Source organism: Pararhizobium capsulatum DSM 1112 (assembly GCF_030814475.1).
Taxonomy (GTDB): Bacteria; Pseudomonadota; Alphaproteobacteria; order Rhizobiales; family Rhizobiaceae; genus Pararhizobium; species Pararhizobium capsulatum.
This window is the reverse complement of record NZ_JAUSVF010000001.1, coordinates 1,704,853-1,722,633: the sequence shown is the minus strand read 5'-3', so window position 1 is coordinate 1,722,633 and position 17,781 is coordinate 1,704,853. Positions and strand designations below refer to the sequence as shown.

The 17,781-nt window shown below is 60.8% G+C and carries 14 protein-coding genes and 1 pseudogene; 10 read left to right on the top strand and 5 right to left on the bottom strand.

All coding sequences use genetic code 11. The features are described 5' to 3' along the window. Window positions 1-9: 9 nt before the first annotated feature. From QO002_RS08210 to QO002_RS08195, 4 genes are all read left to right on the top strand, one after another. Entirely contained in the window at window positions 10-1,812 is a 1,803-nt protein-coding gene (locus QO002_RS08210; RefSeq protein WP_307228503.1) for a diguanylate cyclase, read from the top strand. Window positions 1,813-2,171: 359 nt separating this feature from the next. Further along, complete coding sequence (locus QO002_RS08205; RefSeq protein ID WP_307228501.1) at window positions 2,172-3,782, top strand: arylsulfatase; 1,611 nt, start codon at window positions 2,172-2,174, stop codon at window positions 3,780-3,782. A 261-nt stretch (window positions 3,783-4,043) separates the two neighbouring features. After that, complete coding sequence (locus QO002_RS08200; RefSeq protein ID WP_307228499.1) at window positions 4,044-5,207, top strand: MFS transporter; 1,164 nt, start codon at window positions 4,044-4,046, stop codon at window positions 5,205-5,207. Between the two features lie 194 nt (window positions 5,208-5,401). Further along, window positions 5,402-6,283: a LysR substrate-binding domain-containing protein gene (locus QO002_RS08195; protein WP_307228497.1), complete on the top strand. Its 882-nt coding sequence runs from the start codon at window positions 5,402-5,404 to the stop codon at window positions 6,281-6,283. Window positions 6,284-6,490: 207 nt separating this feature from the next. On the opposite strand, the gene QO002_RS08190 is transcribed toward QO002_RS08195, so the two are convergent. After that, window positions 6,491-6,889, bottom strand: a complete 399-nt coding sequence (locus QO002_RS08190; protein ID WP_307228495.1) for a DUF2780 domain-containing protein — start codon at window positions 6,887-6,889, stop codon at window positions 6,491-6,493. Between the two features lie 302 nt (window positions 6,890-7,191). Here QO002_RS08190 and QO002_RS08185 point away from each other — a divergent pair, with 302 nt between their 5' ends. Both QO002_RS08185 and QO002_RS08180 read left to right on the top strand, forming a co-directional pair. Then, complete coding sequence (locus QO002_RS08185) at window positions 7,192-8,754, top strand: helicase HerA-like C-terminal domain-containing protein (protein ID WP_307228493.1); 1,563 nt, start codon at window positions 7,192-7,194, stop codon at window positions 8,752-8,754. A gap of 72 nt (window positions 8,755-8,826) precedes the next feature. Then, window positions 8,827-9,130: pseudogene (locus tag QO002_RS08180) on the top strand (HigA family addiction module antitoxin). Window positions 9,131-9,356: 226 nt separating this feature from the next. On the opposite strand, the gene QO002_RS08175 reads toward QO002_RS08180, so the two are convergent. Next, complete coding sequence (locus QO002_RS08175) at window positions 9,357-10,091, bottom strand: helix-turn-helix transcriptional regulator (protein WP_307228491.1); 735 nt, start codon at window positions 10,089-10,091, stop codon at window positions 9,357-9,359. A gap of 463 nt (window positions 10,092-10,554) precedes the next feature. Here QO002_RS08175 and QO002_RS08170 point away from each other — a divergent pair, with 463 nt between their 5' ends. Then, window positions 10,555-10,758 carry a hypothetical protein gene (locus QO002_RS08170; RefSeq protein WP_307228489.1) on the top strand — a complete coding sequence of 68 codons (204 nt, stop codon included), beginning with the start codon at window positions 10,555-10,557 and terminating at the stop codon, window positions 10,756-10,758. A 63-nt stretch (window positions 10,759-10,821) separates the two neighbouring features. Here the strand turns inward: QO002_RS08170 and QO002_RS08165 are convergent, their stop codons facing one another. After that, window positions 10,822-11,244 carry an organic hydroperoxide resistance protein gene (locus tag QO002_RS08165; protein WP_307228486.1) on the bottom strand — a complete coding sequence of 141 codons (423 nt, stop codon included), beginning with the start codon at window positions 11,242-11,244 and terminating at the stop codon, window positions 10,822-10,824. Between the two features lie 159 nt (window positions 11,245-11,403). On the opposite strand from QO002_RS08165, the gene QO002_RS08160 reads away from it, so the two are divergent. From QO002_RS08160 to QO002_RS08150, 3 genes are all read left to right on the top strand, one after another. After that, window positions 11,404-11,886 (top strand): MarR family winged helix-turn-helix transcriptional regulator, encoded by a 483-nt coding sequence (locus QO002_RS08160; protein ID WP_307228484.1) that lies wholly within the window; start codon window positions 11,404-11,406, stop codon window positions 11,884-11,886. 85 nt (window positions 11,887-11,971) lie between these two features. Continuing rightward, window positions 11,972-13,900, top strand: a complete 1,929-nt coding sequence (locus tag QO002_RS08155; RefSeq protein WP_307228482.1) for a sensor histidine kinase — start codon at window positions 11,972-11,974, stop codon at window positions 13,898-13,900. Next, window positions 13,897-14,289, top strand: coding sequence for a response regulator (locus tag QO002_RS08150; RefSeq protein ID WP_307228480.1), 393 nt, complete (start codon window positions 13,897-13,899; stop codon window positions 14,287-14,289). The genes QO002_RS08155 and QO002_RS08150 overlap by 4 nt, the downstream gene beginning before the upstream one ends. A 168-nt stretch (window positions 14,290-14,457) precedes the next feature. Here QO002_RS08150 and QO002_RS08145 read toward each other — a convergent pair whose 3' ends face one another. Both QO002_RS08145 and QO002_RS08140 read right to left on the bottom strand, forming a co-directional pair. Then, window positions 14,458-15,240 carry a L,D-transpeptidase gene (locus QO002_RS08145; RefSeq protein WP_307228478.1) on the bottom strand — a complete coding sequence of 261 codons (783 nt, stop codon included), beginning with the start codon at window positions 15,238-15,240 and terminating at the stop codon, window positions 14,458-14,460. A gap of 147 nt (window positions 15,241-15,387) precedes the next feature. Next, window positions 15,388-17,700: an EAL domain-containing protein gene (locus QO002_RS08140; RefSeq protein WP_307228476.1), complete on the bottom strand. Its 2,313-nt coding sequence runs from the start codon at window positions 17,698-17,700 to the stop codon at window positions 15,388-15,390. Window positions 17,701-17,781 lie beyond the last annotated feature (81 nt).

Sequence of the window (17,781 nt, the reverse complement as noted above, 5' to 3'; positions counted from 1 at the left end):
ACTCAAAGAATGCGAATAAGCACGATCACCAACTGGGCCTACGGGATCACGGTGCTTTTGACCGTTCTTTCCGGCGGCGCCTTCATCCTCTCTGCCCGAAGCGCGGAGCAGGAGCGCCGTGCCGTCGAGGAACATCTGGCTTTTGACGATCTTGGTGAGGAACTGGCGCTTGGCGCCGAGGAACGCACCGACGAGGCGCGCCTCTTTGTCATCCGCGGGGAAGAGCGCCATCTGCAGGCTTTTCGCGGCCGGGAAAACGAAGAGCGTCGCCACGAAGCGGCCATAAGCGATATCAGGGCACTGGACCCTTCGCCTGCGGAAGCCACCGCTCTTGAGGAGGTCGAGGCCCACGCGGACGCTCTGGACAAAATCGAGCTTGCGGCCATCGCTGCCTATCAGGGTGGCGACCGGCAGACGGCGCAATCGGCCTTGTTCGGCCCCGATCATGAACGCCAGCAAACGGCGCTTCTGGAAACCGTGACCCGTTTTCGCGAACTGGCCAGCGCCCGCACCAGTGCTCAACTCGAGGCTGCGAAATCGCGCAGCGACTGGTGGGGCATTGCCGCCAAGACCATGCTCGGGATCACCGCCGCCCTCTTCCTCGGCGTGCTCTATTTCGTGCTGAAACGCCGGGTCGCAACGCCGCTCACCCGCATGACCGGCATCGTCACGCGTTTGGCGAAGCAGGATTATGCCGTGGAAGTGCCACTCGATCCGCGCCGTGACGAGATCGGCGAGATGAACGAGGCGATCCAGATCTTCCGTGCCAACGGGATCGAGCGCGACCGGCTGGATGCCGAGCGCCGTCTCGACCAGCAGACGAAGGACTTCATCCTGCAGATGATGCACCGATTGCAGGCCTGCCAGGCGCAGTCGGAGCTTGCAGAAGTCGTGGCGCGCTTTGCCCCGCAGATCTTCCCAAATCTCGCTGGCCATCTCTACGTGCTCAATGAGAGCCACACGTCGCTGGCGCTGGTCGGCACATGGCTTGATCCTCACCACTCGACGCTATCGTTCGAATCCAGTGCCTGCTGGGCGCTGCGCCGCGGCCGGCCGCATATCAGCAATCGCGGCCACAGCGACGTCGTTTGCCAGCATCTGGACGAGAGCGAGACCGCCAGGCTCTGCGTGCCGCTCACGGCACAGGGCGATACCGTTGGTCTGCTCTATTTCGAGGAACGCGAAGGCGACGCGCCCACGATCGAAGGATCACGGCTCTATCTGGAGCTAATCGCCGAAAACATCGGCCTTGCACTTGCCAACCTCAAGCTTCGCGAGCGGCTGACCAACCTTGCCCTGCGCGACGCATTGACCGGCCTTCTCAACCGCCGTTGCCTTGACGAGGCGCTGAACCGACATGGCCGGGAGGATACGGCCCTCGCCTGCCTGATGATCGACATCGATCACTTCAAGCGCTTCAACGACACGTTCGGCCACGACGCCGGCGATGTCGTCATGCAATATGTCGCGCAGATCATGGTGGATGCCGTGGATACGAGGGGCGCGGTCTATCGCTTCGGCGGCGAGGAGTTCACCGTTCTCCTGCCGGGGCTCAGCGAGGCGGCGGCGACGGAATTTGCCGAGCACCTGCGCGAGCGCATTGGCACGACCCCGCTCAGCCACCGCGGCCGCATCCTCGGCACGGTCTCCGTCTCCATCGGCGTTGCCGAAGCGCCGCAGGGTGGCCCGGTCCTGACGCTGCTCACCCGCGCCGACGCGGCCCTGCTGGAGGCAAAGGCGGGCGGGCGGAACAGGACCGTGTCGTCTTCGGGGATCGGCGAGGGTGTTCGCGTGGGGATCGTCGCGAGCTGACGTTGTGGCGCTTCTCAGAGCGACGTGCAAGGACGTGTCTTCTCAACACATATGATCGCACTTGCCTTGCGCCAGAAGAGGGCCTTGGCCTCCCGCCGACCAATGTCACATATATGCCGCGAATCTCAAACTAGGCGCTGAGCTTAAGTTGTGCGATACTCCGGTCGGGGATCGAGCTCATCTATCGCAGGCATTTTTTGCAATGCTGATCCCATCTGCGCCAGCCGGCGCATATCGCCCCCCTCGGGCGTGCAACACATAGCTGCAGACAACTTTCGGCCTACCGCATTTACACGCATTCGGCACCGTCCAGAACGGTGCCTTAACGAGCGCGACATACTTCGGAGGAGGAGTAAATCATGAGCTATACAAAAAATCTCTGTTTCGGGCTGCTGGCTTCGGCATTTGCTGTCACGTTGAGCGTGCCGGCAATCGCTCAGGACCAGGCGCCGAAGCCAAACATCGTTGTCATCATGGGCGACGATGTCGGCATCTGGAATATCGGGGCCTACAACCGCGGTATGATGGCGGGCCGCACGCCAAATCTCGACAAGCTTGCGGCCGACGGCATGCTCTTCACGGACTACTATGCCGAGGCGAGTTGCACCGCTGGCCGGGCGAACTTCATTACCGGCGAACTTCCGGTCCGCACGGGCATGACTACAGTGGGTCAGGCGGGGTCGCCGATCGGCCTGCCCGCAGCGGCGCCCACGCTCGCCACCGTACTCAAGTCCATGGGCTATGCCACGGGACAGTTCGGCAAGAACCACCTGGGCGACCTCAACGAGTTCCTGCCGACCGTTCACGGCTTCGATGAGTTCTTTGGCTATCTCTACCATCTCGACGCGATGGAAGACCCCTCTCATCCCGGTTATCCGCAAGACCAGTTGAACGTCGTGGGACCGCGCAACATGGTTCATTCCTGGGCAACGGAGGTGGATGACCCCACCGTGATGCCGCGCTGGGGCAAGGTGGGCAAACAACGGATCGAGGATGCAGGCACGCTCTATCCGGAGCGCATGAAGACCGTTGACGATGAAATCCAGTCCCTGTCCTTCAAGTTCATCGACAAGGCCAAGGCAGACGGAAAGCCATTCTTTCTGTGGCTCAACCCGACCCGCATGCACATCGTAACGCATCTCTCGGACAAGTATGAAAATATGCGTAACTCGGAGAATGGATGGACCATTCACGAGGCCGGCATGGCGCAACTTGACGACATCGTCGGCGCCACCATGCAAAAGCTCAAGGATATGGGCGTGGACGACAACACCATCGTCGTATTCACCACCGACAACGGAACCGAAAACTTTACCTGGCCGGATGGCGGGCAGACGCCGTTTTATGGCGGCAAGGGCACGACCTTTGAGGGCGGTTTCCGCGTACCGGCGATGATCCGCTGGCCCGGACATGTCCCGGCCGGCACGGTCGGCAACGGCTTGATTTCCGGCCTCGACTGGTTCCCGACATTTACGGCGGCGGCCGGCAATCCCAATATTGCCGTGGAACTGAAGGCCGGCAAGGAAATGAACGGACAGAAGTACAAGGTGTACCTCGACGGCTATGACCAGACCAGCATGATCACCGGGTCAGGCCCGTCGAACCGCCATGAAATATGGTATTTCGCTGAAAGTACTCTCGGCGCTGCCCGCGTCGAGGACTACAAGTACACCTTCAAGGAACAGCCCGGCGGCTGGCTCGGGGACACCGTGACACTGGGGGCGCCAACCATCGTCAATCTCCGCCTGGACCCGTTCGAACGGACAGCATTCTACAAGGGCAACACCGGATCCCTCGAATATTTCGAATGGTATAAGTTCGAATTCTGGCGCTTCGTTCTCGTTCAGCAGCGGGTGGAGGAATTGGCGAAATCCACCATCGACTTCCCACCCCTGCAGAGTGGGGCGAGCTTCGGGCTGAGTGCCGTCAAGGCGCAGATTGCCGAGGCCATGAGGAAACACGGACAATAGAGCTTGTCGCGCAAAAGTGTGCAGCGGTTTTGCGATAACGACATGCGCAAAAACAAAAAACTAACGCGTGGGAAGGGTATCTGAAAGATCGCTTCACGCGTAGAGCTTGTCGTTTTCGACGGGCGGCTCCCAAGGGCCGCCCGTCACGGAAAGAGCAGACGGTCAAGATCGCCGCACCTTCCGAAAACACCTTTGTCCCGCCCATATCGCCATCGCCAATTCTCCTGTAAGAGACCGAAAACTTTCAGCGAGACCCGTCCCATGCAGCCCACGCCGGCAAGTCATCACGATACCGCCATGCCGGACTGGTCGGCCATTGCCGCCGTGATCCTTGGCGTTACCGCCTTTTCCGTGGCGCAGGGGCTGACCTATCCGCTGATTTCGCTGACGCTGGAGGCGCGCGGCGTTTCCACGACGATGATCGGCCTCAATGCCGTGGGCTTTGCCATCGGGCTTGGTGCTGCAACCCTGTCGCTCGGCGCGCTGACGGCGCGGGTCCGTGCTGATCGGCTGATCATTGCGAGCCTTGTCGGCTGCTCGCTCTGCCTTGCGGCCTTTGCCGCGACCTCGTCGCTGGCAACATGGTTCATCGCCCGCTTCCTGCTCGGCTATTTCGCCAGCATGATCTTCATGATCGGCGAAGCCTGGCTGAATGCCGCCTGCCCGGACCGGCTGCGCGGCCGGGTCTCCGGCATCTATGGCGCCGGCATGTGCGCCGGTTTTGCCGCCGGACCGCTGGCGATCCCGCTGCTTGGCAGCGAAAGCAGCTTCGGCTTCGCCATATCAGCGGTCTATCTGGCGATCGTCGCCTTCGCGACCGCGATGCTGATGTTTTCGACCCGCACGGTGCCGGAACCGTCCTCGACACGCGATCTCTTCCGCTTCTTCAAGGTGGCGCCGCTGCTGGTGCTGATGGTCTTCGCCTTCGGCTTTGCCGATATCGCGGCGATTTCCGCCATGCCTGTCTATTTCGTCAAGACCGGGCACTCGGAAGCCTTTGCGGCCCTGAGCGTCACGGTTCTCGCCCTGCCGACCGCAATTGCGCAGCCGTTCATCGGCCTTGCACTTGACCGGTTGCCGCGTCACGCTGTCGCGATGGCCGCGTCTCTGGTTGCGGCGCTAGGCTTCCTCGCCATCCCCTTCATCGAGCATCCGGCGCTGATCCTGATCGATTACGCTGTCATGGGTGGCGCTGCCTTTTCGCTCTACACCTGCGCACTGACCATGCTCGGTGAAACCTATCGCGGCGGCATGCTGGTGGCGGGAAGTGCTGCCTATTCGCTGTCCTATGCTGTCGGAAGCGGCGCGGGCTCGGGCCTTACGGGCAGCATCATGGCGGCCGGCGGCCCGGCGGCAGGCCCGCTCAGCGTCGGTTTCGCATTGCTGGCCTTCACCGGGCTTTTCGCCTTTTCAAGGCGTGCTTGAGGGCATTCCTCACGATGCGCCCGTTCACGCGGCGGCTGGAACGTGGAGAGCCTCAAAGCTTCGACGAGTGTCTCGATGATCTCATTCAACACGGCGATGTCTCCTTCGACTGCCTTTAATGAGATCATTAGATTCCGCTTGCCGGCATCGCTCAAACGAGCTTATCGTCCTCCTCGAATGACTTGAGGTTGTGGATGAAGCGCGGACGTCTCCCCCTCACAGCCCTGCGAAGCTTCGAGGTCGCAGGCCGCCTGAAGAGCTTCACCCTGGCTGCGGGCGAATTGTTCATCTCGCAGGCCGCCGTCAGCCGGCAGGTGCGCGAACTGGAAGCGCTGATCGGCAAGCCGCTCTTCACGCGCCGTCATCGCGGCGTTGACCTGACACCTGCGGGCGAAACGCTGCTGTCCGTCCTGACCGGCAGCTTCGACATGATCGGCGATTGCCTTGATGGCCTGCGGGACGATGGAACATCCGCCACTGTTGCCATCAGCGCCGAGCCTTCCTTTGCAGCCTGCTGGCTGGTGCCGAACCTGCCGGCGTTCCAGAAGGAAAATCCGGCCATCGACATCAGCCTCGATGCCGATACCCGCCTCATAGAATTCCGCCAACACGAAGCCTCGCTCGCCATCCGCCACAGCGTAACTGCAACCTCCTGGTCGCGGGTGGAAAGCCGCTATCTGTGCGACGTGGCGTTGACGCCCGTGATTTCGCCTGTGCTTCTGGCCCAGAGACGCCCCCTGCAAGCCCCTATCGACCTCCTGGACTACGACTTCCTGCACGAGGAAAACCGCGACCTATGGCACCAATGGTTCCTGAAGGCCGGCACATCCGCAAAGCCGGAGCGCGGACTGGTCTATGCCGATAGCGGCATGGTGCTTCAGGCTGTGTTGCGCGGTCAGGGCGTGGCGCTTATCGATACGCTTTTCGCTCAGGACGAAATTGTCGCCGGGCGTCTCATCCAGCCCTTCGCCATCACTTTGCCCTATGGCGCTTACTGGATGGTGGCGCGCAGTTTCTCCGGGCTTTCCCCTGCCGCGCGAGATTTTGCTGAATGGCTGACGGCTGCGCTGTCGTGACTTTTCCTCTTCTCCCCAGCGGGGAGAAGTGCCGAGCGCATGCGATGCGATCAGGAGGGCTTTGCCTGATATTCAGAGCCAGCCCTCCCCCTCATCCGGCCCTTCGGGCCACCTTCTCCCCGCTGGGGAGAAGAGAGAGCAAGCGGCATCTTTCGGTGTCCCACTCTGCTATGGGAGGCGGGTAACACTGCCCTGCCACATAAAGGCTCAAACGAACTGGCTGAGGCCCGGAACCGAGTTGACGACTTCGTCGACGGTTTCTTCACCGGCCTTTTCCTTGGCGTAGCCGATAGTTTCCTTGGCGAGCGCGGTGATTTCGCCCATGCCGAGGCCCTGGCTCATCAACTGCTGGCCAAGCGCCATGACACCGCCGCCGGCGCCAACCGCATTCAACAGGCCGCCGAGGAGGCCACCGCCACCGCCCGAACCTTCGCCGTTATACTTGGCGACCAGTTCGGTTGCGCCGGGGATGGATTCGATCATGCGGGCAACCGGGCCATCGGTCGCTTCGCGCTGCAGGAAGCCGAGCATCATGCCGATCGCCTTTTCGGCGGTGGCGGGGTCGATGCCCACGTTGTCAGCCACGCGGTGGATCAGTTCGTTCATGGTAAATCTCCTCGTTATTTTGACGTGTACGTTAACGTAAATTATTCGATATTGAAACTCAAGCGGCGGGCGGCACCGGTGCGACGCGTCATCCCCAGCCTCTTCAGGTATCGTTTCATGGCTAGTCGCCGTTTTCAATGCGACAAGAAATACGATGCGCTTATGGCATTGGGGTGACGCTTTTCCAAGATGAATCCGCCAGTTGCCGCCCGCAGGTTCCCCTCCTATAACTAGTCGGCAAACACAGATTGCGGCGGGGGCCTTGCCCCGGCTCAGCCGCCGAAACATGGAGACATGCCGCGATGATCGAGGACGGGAAACTCTATATCGGCACCAGCCGCAAGCCGGACGACACCAACAACAAGCCGGAATATCTGGACCTGAAGTTCGGAAACCGCCACGGCCTCGTCACCGGCGCCACCGGCACCGGCAAGACCATTACCCTGCAGATCCTTGCGGAAGGCTTTTCCAATGCCGGCGTGCCGGTGTTCTGCGCCGACGTCAAAGGCGACCTCTCCGGTATCGGCGCCAAGGGCGAGCCGAAGGATTTCCTCCTGAAGCGCGCCGAGCAGATCGGCCTGACACCCTACGACTTCCAGGAATTCCCCGTCATCTTCTGGGATATCTACGGCGAGAAAGGCCACCGCGTTCGCACCACCATGTCGGAAATGGGCCCTTTGTTGCTCTCGCGCCTGATGAATGCGACGGATGCGCAGGAAGGCGTCCTGAACATCGCCTTCAAAATCGCCGACCAGGGCGGGCTGCCGCTGCTAGACATGAAGGACCTGCAGGCACTGCTCAACTATATGAGCGAGAACGCCTCAGAGCTTTCCGGCAAGTTCGGCCTGATCTCCAAGGCCTCCGTCGGCTCCATCCAGCGCGAGCTTCTGATCCTTGAACAGCAGGGCGCCGAAAACTTCTTCGGCGAGCCGGCGCTGAAGATTTCCGACATCATGCGCACCACCAATGACGGGCGCGGCGCGATCTCGGTGCTGGCGGCTGACAAACTGATGATGAACCCACGCCTCTACGGCACCTTCCTGCTCTGGCTGTTGTCCGAGCTGTTCGAGGAACTACCGGAAATCGGCGATCCTGAAAAGCCGAAGCTGGTGTTCTTCTTCGATGAAGCCCACCTGCTGTTCAACGACGCGCCGAAAGTGCTGATCGAACGGGTTGAACAGGTCGTGCGCCTCATTCGCTCCAAGGGCGTCGGTGTCTATTTCGTCACCCAGAACCCGCTCGACGTACCGGAAACGGTACTCGCCCAGCTGGGCAACCGTATCCAGCATGCGCTGCGCGCGTATACCCCGCGTGAACAGAAGGCGGTGAAGACGGCGGCCGACACCTTCCGCCCCAATCCCGATTTCGACTGCGCGACAGTCATCACCAACCTCAGCACCGGCGAGGCGCTGGTCTCGACGCTGGAGGCCAAGGGCGCCCCCTCCATGGTCGAGCGCACGCTGATCCGCCCGCCGGCGAGCCGCGCCGGCCCGCTGACAGAGGCAGAGCGCGCCAATGTTATGAAGATCAGCCCGGTTGCCGGTCTCTACGACGAGGATTTCGACCGCGAGTCCGCCTACGAAATGCTGGCGAAAAAGGCCGCTCAGGCGACCCAGCAGGCGGAAGAGGCCAAGAAGGCCGAGGAGGAAGCAGCCGAGCCCGCGGGCGGCGGCAGCATCTGGACGCTGCCGGGCTTCGACACCGACAGCACCCCCACCGGCACGACGGCAAAACCCCGCACGGCAAGCACCGGCCGGCAACGGGAATCGGTGGTCGAGGCCGCGATGAAATCGGCCGCCCGCAGCATGGCCAATTCGCTCGGTCGGGCGCTGGTGCGGGGAATACTGGGAAGTTTGAAGCGGTAGCGGATCGGCGGCACCTCAAACGACCAACGGTGAACGTGCATCATTTGGCGATAGGTTGGGAGAGGAATACCCATGTCCGCAAGCAATGCGCCTGCCAACCATGCGGATGAGGTTCTCCGCGAACTTTATCTGGCGCCTCTCGACATCAGCGCCGGTGCTCTTGCCAAGGTTTTCAGGGTGCCGCGCACACGCATCGAGCGGATGTCACGGAGCAGACCGGAGCAACCACTGATACGGCCCTGCGCTTCGCGAAATTCTTCCGAACGACGCCACAGCTCTGGCTCAACATGCAGGCGAACTATGATCTGAAGTGAAGGTGCAGGCCCCGGCGCTTGCCAGGGAGCTGGAAGCCATACCGCAGGTGGAAGCGGCTTAAATGTCGCTTCCACTGCCAACCTCGAAATTCGAAGAAGGAAAAGCTGGGATCCGGAGAAACAGCTTATCTTATTGAAAAGTCTTGAAACATGAGGAGGATTGCTTTTTGGTATTGTGTAGATCGACATCCCCCGAACCCCGAGGAGATCTTAGCACCGGCCGCGCTGCGCAAAACCCTCCATTTAAGGGGAACGCATAAAAAATCGGCAGGTTTTCGGCAAGTTTCGTCAGAAATGGATGACCCCCAGGGAGACGGCGGCAGCAACCAGTTCCGATCGGGTGCCGGCCTCGAAACGCTTGCGGGCATTTTCGACATGTTCGTGCGCAGTCGAAACCGAGATATTGAGTTCGGCGGCAATCTCGCGGTCGGAAAACCCCTTTGAAACGAGCGGCAGGCAATCCAGCTCGCGGGCCGTCAATCCGGCCGGCGCGACCGGCAGGTCATGTCCGGCGATCATGCCGCGCAGCCTGACATGGAAGCAGATACAAAGCGGTGGCAGCAGCAGTTTTTGCCGCTCGGTAATCATGCTCCGGCGGGCGACCATGCTGATCAGGCCCACCCTCTGGCCGCCGCGCGGTATCGGCACGATAAGTCCATCAATCCAGCCGGCTTCCGCAGCCTTGTCCAGCGCCTCCGTACCGAGTCGTGGCAAGGTTCGATCGGCACGGAGCTCTGCCCAGGTGAAGGGCCTGGTGTACCTTTCCAGCGCACTCAGGAACGGATCGCGATTGACCAGGCCAGATGCGAAATAGTAACGACGCCAGTCATCCGGCCAGTCGATGATGTGGAAGACGCAGCGCGCGCGATGATGCAGATCGATCTCGCCGGCCGCGAACGTATCGATGCCGCAGCGATCGAGGATGCCGCGGAACAGCTTCGTGCAGGCGTCCGGCGTGGCTGCCGACAATATACCGCTGATCGCAGTCAGGATTTCCATCGACTCGACATCAACGTCGGACATGCCCCACCCCTCTCCACACGCGCTGTTTGCCATCGTGACTGGCTCACCAGGGGGACAACATACGCTTGCTGGCTTTGTGCGCAAACGTTCAATCTATGAGGGTGGTTTCTTTTCTCTCACGGAAAGGCATTCACGACCGACAGCTCTCCCCAGCATGCATCAGATTGACACGGATATATTGCTGAAACCTTCTCCAAAGCGCCGCCAACCTTACGTTTGGCGCATCGCAGACAAAGCTGGCTGATCGATTTTCCGAATCAAAGGATGAAGAAGCTGCCGGTCAGGGCCACGGCATCATCGAGGTGGATGGCGAAATCTGCCTGCTTGTTACCGTCGATATCGCCGTAGATGTCCCTTGCCGGTCGCGATGGTATTTTTTGGATCCCAGAGTGACTGAATTGATGTTACCGGTGCCGGATATCTTCACGACGTCATTGCCTTGATACGCGGCAACGGAATTCGCATGTCCGTTGCCGAGCGTAACGGTGTTGTCACCATCGCTGACGGGCAAAACTTCCAGTTCGGCAGCACCAATATTCACGGTGTCGTCAACGGCATTTGTATCAATAACACCAACCCATCCGAGCTCTGCCGCGCAAGAAGCCGCCCGGCAACTTTAAGTCGGAAAAAACAAATGGCCGGACACATCGTGCCCGGCCTTCAGTGATCGGCGTTGATTTTTCAGACGGCTCATCACGCCGCGCGCGACATGCGTGCCGCAGGCACTAACTCATGCGAGTGTTGCGGAAACCTCGGTGGCGGTGCGCATCGCGTGGCTGTAGGGGCAGACGATGTGGGCGGCAGCCACCAGCTTTTCGCCGGTTTCGCGGTCTACATCGGGGATGTTGACCGAGAGCGAGACTTCGATGCCGAAGCCTGTGCCGTCTTCGCGCGGACCGATGCCGACTGTCGCGGTCACGGTGGTTTCTTCAGAAATCTTCACCTTCTCCTTGCCGGCAACAAACTTCAGCGCGCCGAGGAAGCAGGCCGAATAGCCGGCGGCAAAGAGCTGCTCGGGATTGGTGCCGCGGGCGCCGTCGCCGCCCAGTTCCTTCGGAACCGTCAGCGTGACATCGAGAACGCCGTCAACCGAGACGGCGCGGCCTGCACGACCGCCGGTGGCGGATGCCTTGGTGGTGTAAAGAATGGGCATGATTGTCTCCTTGGGTTCGAAATCTCAGGTTCTGTCTCAGCGCTCACAGGTTGAACGCGGCGGCTTCCTGCGCCGTTGATTAATAGATATCGCAAAATTAAATTGTGCGCAATATAATTTTGCAAATTGCAATAAATTCCGAATTTGCGATAATAGGGCATGGCACAGGAAGATGACATACCGGCAACGGGCGCACTCGACGACAGCCTGCTGGCTTTGAACCAGCAGCTCTGTTTTGCCGTCTATTCCGCCGCCCATGCCTTCAATCGTACCTATAAACCGATGCTCGACCGGTTTGGCCTCACCTATCCGCAATACCTCGTCCTGCTTTCGCTCTGGCAGAATGACGAGATGACGGTGAAGGGGATCGGGGAGGATCTGGGACTGGATTCCGGCACCCTGTCTCCCCTGCTCAAGCGTCTAGAGGCCGCCGGCTATGTGAGCCGCACCCGCGACAAGAAGGACGAGCGACAGGTCATCATCACGCTTACCAAAGCCGGCCAGGCATTGAAGCAGGAAGCGTTCAACATCCTGATGCAGATCGGCATGGCGACCGGATGCAGCATGGAAGAAGCTTCCAGCCTGCGGGTCCTGCTTCAGGATCTGGCACGCAAAATGGATCAGGCACAGAAGGCATCCTGATTTTTCGCGGGGATTGCGACCTTTTCATATGCAACCGGCGCGCTAATATCCTCTCAGGCGATTCTCGCTGCCGGGAGGCGAGCCGTTGCAGACTGAAGTCACATGGGAACGGCTAGGCCTCTGGACGGGCTGTATCAGCGCGTTCCTCGGCGCCATTGTTGCCGTGCTCTGGCTTGCACAGCCACAGGCACTCGCGACCCAGACGCCGATGCTCTTTGCCATGCAGTTCAACACCGGCCTCTGCTTCGTGCTGACGGGGGTATCGCTGGCGACGATGCAATCGCCGCATCAAAGATGGTCACTCGTCCTGTCCACAATCGTGATTGCCTTTGCCATCGCGGCCCTCATCCAGCATCTGACTGCCAAGGATCTCGGCATCGACCGGATGATCGTCACGCCCTTTTTCCAGAGCAGTGTCACGCCCGGCCGCATGGCCGCCAATACGGCGCTGTGCTTGATCCTCGTCAATATATCGATCCTGCTGACGGGGTGGCTGGGCCGGAACTCCCATATCCGGCTCGCCTTCGCAGGACTGGTCTTCATGATCGCGGCAAGCGCGCTGATCGGACATCTTCTGAATGCCACCACCAATCATGACTGGCTGCCCCTCGCCCGCATGTCGCCGCAGACGGCGGTTTGTTTTCTGGCGCTATCGACCGGGCTGATCTTTTCGCGGCCCGAGCAACTCGGCTACCAGCGCACGACGATGGGCGCTCTTCTTGCCGCGACCACCTATCTGCTGCTGGTTCTGCTCACCTATCTGGAATTTGCCCGGCAGGAAGTTCTTTTCACGGAAGAGCTGCCGGCCACCGAAAATGGCAATGCGCGCTCGACCCTGCTCGCCATTCTGCTGTTTTCGGGCATAATCTACGCCCTGCTGATCCTCTATGCGCTGCGCACGGCGCAACGCCAGCGGAACGTCGCCCGCCAGCTCGCAGAAAGCCAGCAGCGGCTTTCTGCGATCATCGACACGGCGGTGGACGGTTTCATAACCATTGATGACCGGGGCATGATCCTCTCGGTCAACCCGGCCTGCGAGGCGATCTTCGGCTATCAGGCGGCCGAGATGCTGTCGCAGAACGTCAAGATGCTGATGCCGCAGCCCTATCGGCGCGAACACGACCAGTACATCGCCAATTACAACTCGACGGGCTATGCCAAGATCATCGGCATCGGCCGGGAGGTTCAGGGCCGGCGCAAGGATGGCAGCACCTTCCCGCTCGATCTCTCCGTCGCCAAGGTCAATCTCGGGCACCAGACGCTCTATAGCGGCATCGTGCGCGATATTTCCGACCGCAAGCGCTACGAGCGGGAAATCCTCGAGGCAAACGCCGAGCTGGAAGAATTCTCCTACCGGACGTCCCACGACCTGCGTTCGCCAATCGCTTCTTCCATCGGCATGATCTCGATCGTTCAGGACATGATCAGTGACGGCGCGAGCCCCGAAGACCTCAAGCCGGTTCTCGCACGCATCGACACCAGCTTCCGCAAGCTCGACGGCCTTATCCAGAACATCATTCTGCTGACGCGCGTGCGGGTCCTTGAGGAGCCTGAGACGCTGATCCCCATTGCCCGGAGCGTGCACGATACGGTTGAGCGACTGCGCTACATGGATACCGAGCAGAAGACCGAGATCCACATCGACGTGCCGCCGGCATTGGCGATCCACAAGAAGGCCAGCCGCTTCCAGATCATCGTCGATAATCTCGTGTCGAATGCCCTCAAATACCGGGACCCCGACGAAGCTCGCCCCAAGATCAGTATCATTGCGCGGCAGGAGGGCCATACCTTCGTGCTCAGCGTTGCCGACAATGGCCTCGGCATCCAGCCCGGCGACGAGAAACATCTGTTCCAGATGTTCCGGCGCTTTCACCCGCACCATGCCTATGGCAGCGGCCTTGGGCTCTATATTCTCAAGAAAAGCGCCGAGCACCTCGGCGGTACGGTGTCCTTCCACCGCAGGCAGAAGGGTAGCCAATTCATAGTGACAGAGCCGGACGGGAGAAACCCATGAAGCTTCACTCCATCCTTGCGGTTGACGACGACGAAGGCGACCTGTTCATCTGCAACTACACGATCCGCAAGTTCGATCCGCAGATCACGGTCCACAAGGCCTTCAACGGGCTGGAAGCACTCGGCGTGCTTCGGGATACCACCCCGGATGCGATCATCCTCGACATCAACATGCCGATCATGAACGGCTTCGAGTTTCTCGACCACTATGCAAGGGAGTTCGACCGCCACGCCCCGGTGGTCGCGATGCTGACGAGCTCGCATCTGGCCATGGACCGCGAGCGGGCCATGCACTACGACTTCGTGAAAAGCTATTTCGAAAAACCACTGACGGCGGAAAACCTGCGCGTGATGGCCGCCCTGCTCGACGGCGAAAGCTCGCTGCCGTGAACGGTGGCGACTTGCTTCCTCTTCTCCCCAGCGGGGAGAAGGTGGCCCGAAGGGCCGGATGAGGGGGACAGCAGGTTCGGAGTTTGCGGCAAAGACCCCCTCATCGCCTCGCCTCCGCTCGGCACTTCTCCCCGCTGGGGAGAAGAGGGAAACGGGAACCACACCCCGTCAGATGACGAGGATCGGCGTCTTGTTCGGCACCCGATCGTAGAGATCGATGATATCCTGATTGATCAGGCGCACGCAGCCCGAAGAGACCGCCTTGCCGATGGACTGCCACTCCGGCGAGCCGTGCAGGCGATAAAGCGTGTCTTCACCGTTCTGGAAAATATAGAGCGCACGGGCACCGAGCGGATTGTTGAGGCCGGGCGGCATGCCGCCATTGGCGATCGAATAGGGCTCCAGATGCGGCTGGCGGGCAACCATCTCGTTCGGCGGCTTCCAGGACGGCCACTTCTGTTTCCACTGGATGACGCCACGCCCGGACCAGGCAAAGCCTTCGCGGCCGATGCCGACGCCGTAGCGCATGGCCGAGCCATCGGACTGGACGAGATAGAGAAAACGATCTGACGTATCGACGATGATCGTACCAGGCCGCTCACCGAACGGATTTTCGACCCGCTGGCGATAATAGCGCGCATCGATCTGCTGGTATGGCACCGCCGGAATGGAAAAGCCTCCGTCGAGCACCGGACCATAGATTGCCGCATAACGTGACGTATCGGGCATCAGGCCGCTCGGTGCCGGCTGATCACCAACACGGCCGAGATATTCGTCGCCTGTCACCGGCTGCTGGTAGCGTCCCTCCAGCTCGGGATTGCGGAAATAGGGCGCCGTTTCCTGACGGAAACGATCGGTGTTCATCGAGGACGTGCAACTGGCCAAGGCGGCGGAGGTTGCGGCAAGACCGGAAAAATTGAGGAATTTCCGACGAGTAATCGAGAAGGTCATGAAATCTACATTTCCGGTTATGGCGGATCGTCAAACAGCTATGTCCGTCGGACCGGTCGTCAATACCGGTCTTTGCCACAAAGATCGCAAATGCGACTGGATTGAGGCTTGCGCCACGCAAACCTGTTCAAAAATTCGTTAGTTCGGTCAATCTGCAGAGATCAGCCGCGCGAGACCTTCTGCCGGAACGGGTCGGCTGAAGAAATAGCCTTGAATCTCGTTGCAGCCATTGTCGCGCAGGAACTCCAGCTGGGCCTCGGTTTCCACGCCTTCGGCGATAACCTCCATGCCGAGTTCCTGCGCCAGCGAAATGATGGCGCTGGTGATCGCCTTGTCGTCCTCGTCGAAGGGAATATCCATGACGAAGGAGCGGTCGATCTTCAGCCGCTTGACCGGGAAACGCTTCAGCGCGCTGAGGCTCGAATAGCCGGTGCCGAAGTCGTCGATCGCCAGCTGGATACCGAGCGCCTCCAGCGCGTGCATCGTGGCGACGGCCTGCGGCACGTCCTGCATAATCAAGCTTTCGGTCAGTTCCAGTTCCAGATAGCGGGCCTCCAGGCCACTTTCGGCCAGCGCTGTCGCAACGCGTGACACCCAGTCGCGTTCGCGGAACTGGCGGGCCGAGACATTGACGCTGATGACGATCGGCGGCAGGCCGGCATCCTGCCAGGCCTTGTTCTGGTGACAGGCGGCATTGAGCGCCCAGTCGCCGATATCGACGATGAGGCCGGTTTCCTCGGCAAGTGGAATGAACTCCCCGGGCGCCACGATGCCGCGCTCGGGATGCTGCCAGCGGAGAAGCGATTCGGCAGCGAAGATCTTGCCGCTGCGCAGGTTCATCTGCGGCTGGTAGTGCAGCACGAATTCCTCGCGGGCGACGGCCTCGCGCAATTCCTCGTAGCGACGCAGCTTTTCGTGGGCGGTCGCGGCCATCTGGGCATTGAAGATCTGCAGGTTGTTGCGGCCGAGCTCCTTGGCCCGGTACATGGCCGCATCGGCATTGGCGAGCAGCTCCTCGGCCGTCGTCCCATGCTCGGGAAAGGCGACCACGCCCATGCTGCAGCTGACCTGCAGGCTACGCCCGGCAATCGTCAAAGGCGCTGCGATCTCGCGGCGGATATCCTCCAGCCGCGGCACGACAATGCCGTTTTCCGCCGGAAGATCGGTCAACAGGATGATGAACTCGTCGCCGCCGACGCGCACGATCATATCGCTCTTGCGCACGCAGGACAGCATGCGTCGCGCCACGATCCTGAGCAGTTCGTCGCCGGCCTTGTGACCGAGGCTGTCATTGATCAGCTTGAAATTGTCGAGGTCCAGGAAGGCGAGCGCCACCCACTGGTTGGCGCGACGGGCATTCTCCAGCGCCAGCGCCACGCGTTCGTCGAACAGCATCCGGTTCGGCAGCCCTGTCAGGGCATCGTGATGCGCCATGAAGTGAATGCGCTCTTCCGTCTTCTGTCGCTCGATCGCGATGCCCGTAAGGTGCGCGGCCATGGAAATCAGCTCCCGCTGCTCCTCGCTTGGCACACCGGGGGCGGGCGAATAGAGAGCGAATGTGCCCAGAACCTGGCCGTTATAGGAGCGGATCGGCATCGACCAGCAGGAGCGATACCCGAAGGGACGCACCAGCTCGGTGTAGTCTTCCCAAAGTGGATCGGAGAGAATATCGGCCACGAACACCGGCTCACCGCGCCAGGCCGCCGTGCCACAAGACCCGACCTTGGGACCGATCTCGATGCCATGGATGGCCGCCGAATAGGCGGGGTCCAATCCCGGTGCAGCCCCGGTTAAAAGCTGCCTGCCGTCTTCGGACAGCATCAGGACGGAGCCGACGACACCTTGAAGGTGGCTCTCGATCAGTCCGAGCAGCTCGTTGAAGAACTCCTGCAAGGAAACGCTTTTTGCAATTTTTTCCAGAAGACGCGCCTGCCCGACAAGCAGCCGCTCAACCCTCTTCTGCTGGGTGATGTCGCGCGAAACGCCGACCGTGCCAATCGTCGCGCCGGCCTTGTTGCGCAACGGCACCTTGGACGTCGCCAGCCAGCGTTCACTGCCTCTGTCGACAACGGCGAGTTCCTCTATATCGAACATCGGCTCGCCGGTTTCCATGACCCGGCGCTCGACGTCAAAAAAACTCTGGGCGGCCTCGCGGGGGTGCAGATCGAAATCGGTCTTGCCGACGATCTCGCTCATTGAGGAGAACCCGTTCTCGACGACCGTGGCATGGTTTGCCATCAGGAAGCGCCCCTCGGCGTCCTTGGCATAAATGCAATCGGGAACGTGGTTCATCATGGTTTCGAGCCAGTCGTGCCGATCGGCTATATCGGCCTCGGGGCCGGTCAGACGGGCGATTTCCGCAACCAGTTTCTGGCTTGCGGCAAGCAGGCGCCGCGTATCGTCGTTGCTGGCTATCTTTGCCCCGCTATCCCGTCGGTAGCGGCTCAGTTCATTCGTCAAGCAAGCCTCCAAGCCGGGGCGGCGCACCGTTCTGGCCGGCACCGCCTTGTCTCCTTTGGGCACACTAGCAGCGAGAGGTTA

Excerpts from the sequence above, each read along its gene's own strand:
- QO002_RS08210 (WP_307228503.1), top strand. The coding sequence starts at position 10 with ATGCGAATAAGCACGATCACCAACTGGGCCTACGGGATCACGGTGCTT.
- QO002_RS08205 (WP_307228501.1), top strand. The coding sequence starts at position 2,172 with ATGAGCTATACAAAAAATCTCTGTTTCGGGCTGCTGGCTTCGGCATTT.
- QO002_RS08200 (WP_307228499.1), top strand. The coding sequence starts at position 4,044 with ATGCAGCCCACGCCGGCAAGTCATCACGATACCGCCATGCCGGACTGG.
- QO002_RS08195 (WP_307228497.1), top strand. The coding sequence starts at position 5,402 with ATGAAGCGCGGACGTCTCCCCCTCACAGCCCTGCGAAGCTTCGAGGTC.
- QO002_RS08190 (WP_307228495.1), bottom strand. The coding sequence starts at position 6,889 with ATGAACGAACTGATCCACCGCGTGGCTGACAACGTGGGCATCGACCCC.
- QO002_RS08185 (WP_307228493.1), top strand. The coding sequence starts at position 7,192 with ATGATCGAGGACGGGAAACTCTATATCGGCACCAGCCGCAAGCCGGAC.
- QO002_RS08175 (WP_307228491.1), bottom strand. The coding sequence starts at position 10,091 with ATGTCCGACGTTGATGTCGAGTCGATGGAAATCCTGACTGCGATCAGC.
- QO002_RS08170 (WP_307228489.1), top strand. The coding sequence starts at position 10,555 with ATGTCCGTTGCCGAGCGTAACGGTGTTGTCACCATCGCTGACGGGCAA.
- QO002_RS08165 (WP_307228486.1), bottom strand. The coding sequence starts at position 11,244 with ATGCCCATTCTTTACACCACCAAGGCATCCGCCACCGGCGGTCGTGCA.
- QO002_RS08160 (WP_307228484.1), top strand. The coding sequence starts at position 11,404 with ATGGCACAGGAAGATGACATACCGGCAACGGGCGCACTCGACGACAGC.
- QO002_RS08150 (WP_307228480.1), top strand. The coding sequence starts at position 13,897 with ATGAAGCTTCACTCCATCCTTGCGGTTGACGACGACGAAGGCGACCTG.
- QO002_RS08145 (WP_307228478.1), bottom strand. The coding sequence starts at position 15,240 with ATGACCTTCTCGATTACTCGTCGGAAATTCCTCAATTTTTCCGGTCTT.